The following is a 3329-nucleotide window of genomic DNA, read 5'->3' as shown; positions in this document are numbered from 1 at the left end:
AATGTGCTGGACATGATGCTGGATTTGAAACGCGAATTGAACACCAGCCTGATTGTGGTGACCCATGATGATGAGCTGGCTGAGCGTTTCGACCGGGTAATGACCATGAAAGACGGCAGCCTGCAAGCGCTGCAATAAGGTTATTATTTCAGGCAAATATTTTATGCTTTGAACGGTATAATAGAGGCCGTCTGAAAAATAGGTTTTCATTTATGGAAACACTGTTTTTCAGACGGCCTTTCTTTTGTCCGTATCCATCAAGCTTGAGCCATGAATCCGACCGACTCTATCCTTTCCTCTGCCGCAGATGCGGCCATTGCGTTTTTCCGCCGCCACGAAGTACAGGGCGCATCCGTTATTGAGCCTTATGTGGTTCGACTGTTTGCAGCCTTGCAAAACGGGCATTCGTTTATTTATTTGGATAAAGCGGATGTCGATGCCTTAAGCAACTTGCCGAATTTGGTCGGCAATGCGGATAAACCGCTTATCCTGCAAGACCGGAAATTGTTTTTAGGGCGGATGTGGCAGTTGGAGCATGATTTGGCTGTCGAAATCAAACGGCTGGCAAGTGCCGCGGCGGAAGAAGTGAATTTCATGGCGGCTTCAAAAAGCCTGAGCGACTGGTTTGATCCTAAAGACAGTAAAGAGCAGAGGGATGCTGCGGCTTTGGCCTTGCTGCAAAACTTTATGCTGATTACCGGCGGGCCGGGTACGGGTAAGACCACGACCGTCGCAAAGCTTTTGGGTCTGATTTGCAATAACAGTACGAAGCTGCCCCGTATTGCGTTGGCCGCGCCGACGGGCAAGGCGGCTGCGCATATGGCACGGGCTTTGCAGCGGGCTTTAGATGGCTTTGATTTGTCTCCGAACATTAAAGCGCATTTGGAAAACTTGGAAGGGCAGACTGTCCATCGATTGTTGAAATTGCGGCCGCCGCAAATGCGCCCCGCGTTCAATCATGAACATCCGCTTGCTTTGGATGTTTTGGTGGTGGATGAGGCTTCGATGTTGGATTTGCCGCTGGTGTTGGATTTATTGCGTGCCGTGCCGACCAGTTGTCGTTTGGTGTTGCTTGGCGATGAAAACCAGTTGCCGTCGGTTGGCTTGGGTGCCGTATTGGCGGCGTTGTCGCGTCCGACGGTTTTGGATAAAGAAACTGCTGAAAAGCTGGAAGTTTATCTGCCCAATCATGGCTTTGAGATTAAAGAGCGGCCTCAGGCTTTATCGCAAAACAATGCCAAATTGACGTTCAGCCACCGTTTTGGTGCAGACAGCGGCATTGGTTGTTTGGCAAGGGCGGTGGTATCCGGGGAAAAGCAAACTGCGGTCGAACAGTTTGACAAGTTTCCCAAAGAGTTGGAAATGAAATCAGGCCGTCTGAAAGAGCAGGTTGCTTTGCTGTATCAAAAGCAACAGGATTATTGGCAGGCCGTGGCAGAGAATAATGTTGCACTCGCCTATGGTCATGCTGCCGATGTGGTGGTATTGGCGGCTTGGCGGCAGGATGCGGATGATTTGAATCAGGCTTATCAAGAATATTTGCAACGGCAAGGCAAGGTTTCGGGCGAAACGCCTTGGTTTGCCGGACAGATCATCATGATTACCCACAATGATTACATGCTGGAAGTGTTTAACGGCGACATCGGGCTGATTATGAAAGATGAAGAATCGTTGAATGGCTTGTCTGCCTATTTTCCTGAGAAAGATGGATTCAAAAAAATTACCATCAGCCGTTTGCCCGATTTTGAATCGGCTTTTGCCATGACGGTGCACAAGAGCCAAGGTTCGGAATATCGGGAAGTATGGCTGTTGCCCCCGTCAGTGCCTGCAACGACGGAGGGCGAAGAGGAAGCCCGAGGATTGGATAAGGCTTTGCTTTACACGGCCATTACCCGCGCGCGTGAACGTTTTGTGTTTTGGGGAAATGCAGAGGAATTGTGTCAGGCTGTGGGATGCCACCAAAAACGCAGGACGGCATTGGCCGATGCCTTGGAACGGCAGTTTGAACAACCTGATATGCAGGCTTCTGTTTGACCTGAATCAAGAGGCCGTCTGAAAGCGGATAAAGCGTTTAAATCTGCTTGACTGATTACACTAATTTACATACGATAAAAATAATTAGTAAACAAAATGAATAATTTTTACAAAATCCACGATTTTGTACGCTTTATCGAATACTTCACTTTCAATACCTTCTTTTGGAGAGTCGGCATGAAATTTCAAACCAAACTGATTGCAACCTGTATTTTATTGGCTTCATCATCTTATTCATTGGCAGAGAATGCTGATGGCGGTCGTGATGCGGCGGCTTTGGCCACCACCAACGATTATGTCAATTCCGGCAGCATTATTCGCAAAGATGACGATAAAATCAGCATTTTCAATGATTTGTTGACTGTGAACGGCGGTTTGCGCGTACGTGCGGATACCAAAGACATCAATGCCAACAACAGCAGCGTTAATCCGACGCCTGAAGACACCAATGCCAACTTCAACGCAGAATTTTGGTTACGCGCAAAACTGTACAAAGATTGGAAATTGGTAGCGCAAATCGAGCCGAATATCGATTTGGAAACCGGTAAATTTAACGGCGATCATGATGTGCCGGTCAATAAACTGTATGCCGAAGGGACTGTATACAACAACATCAAAGCGCGTGTCGGTAAATTTGGCGCATTCTCTTCATACGGCCGCGTATGGGATACCGAAGTCACCGGCGGCGAAATCTTCTTTGACAATAAAACCCTGCCGACCAAAATCTATGCGGGCCGCCGTACCGGCAATCTGAACGACAACGCATGGGGCATTGGCGGTCGCCGCAGACATTTTGCCGCGGTTCAAAGCGTGTTGCCTGTGAATGAGAATATCAACGTCGGCGCAACCGTCAGCTACATGAAAGACATCGATGTACGCGGCGCGAAGAAAAACGCGGTCTTCGGGGAAATTGGTACGGACATTAAATTTAATGACGATTGGCGTTGGATGGCCGCGGTCAGCAAGTCCAATATCAAAGCTTATAATGATGCCGGACAAAAAATCAAAAATGACGGCGTGTTCACTGAAGTGCGCTATAAATCGGCCGACTGGAACGTCCGTAATTCTTACGACGTATTCTTGAACTACCGCCGTGTCGGTTCGTTGTCCGGTGTCTCTTCTGTTGAGGATTACAGCAAAAACGTCCAAGGCGTGCAAATCGGTGCAACTTATATTCCTTGGAAAAACTGGAAACTCAAAGGCTTCTATTTGGCCGGCAAACAGGTTACGCCTACCGTTGGTACGGATAAACAGGACGTGAACGTTATTCGCGGTCAGTTAGAATATAAATTTTA

2 protein-coding genes and 1 pseudogene are annotated in these 3329 nt (G+C 48.1%); all 3 read left to right on the top strand.

Annotated elements, in window-relative coordinates; all coding sequences use genetic code 11:
• A pseudogene (locus tag ACTHUE_RS13665) lies at window positions 1-138 on the top strand (lipoprotein-releasing system ATP-binding protein LolD); the annotation flags it as partial.
• Between the two features lie 132 nt (window positions 139-270).
• Window positions 271-2034: an exodeoxyribonuclease V subunit alpha gene (gene recD / locus ACTHUE_RS13660; protein ID WP_107792034.1), complete on the top strand. Its 1764-nt coding sequence runs from the start codon at window positions 271-273 to the stop codon at window positions 2032-2034.
• 96 nt (window positions 2035-2130) lie between these two features.
• On the top strand, window positions 2131-3329 hold a 1199-nt coding region (locus ACTHUE_RS13655), incomplete at its 3' end, for a hypothetical protein (RefSeq protein ID WP_049322759.1).

The sequence above is a fragment of the Neisseria sp. P0021.S005 genome (assembly GCF_051956955.1).
This window is presented reverse-complemented; position numbering and strand designations above follow the sequence as displayed.

Coding starts and splice junctions, on each gene's coding strand:
- recD (WP_107792034.1), top strand. CDS start 271: ATGAATCCGACCGACTCTATCCTTTCCTCTGCCGCAGATGCGGCCATT.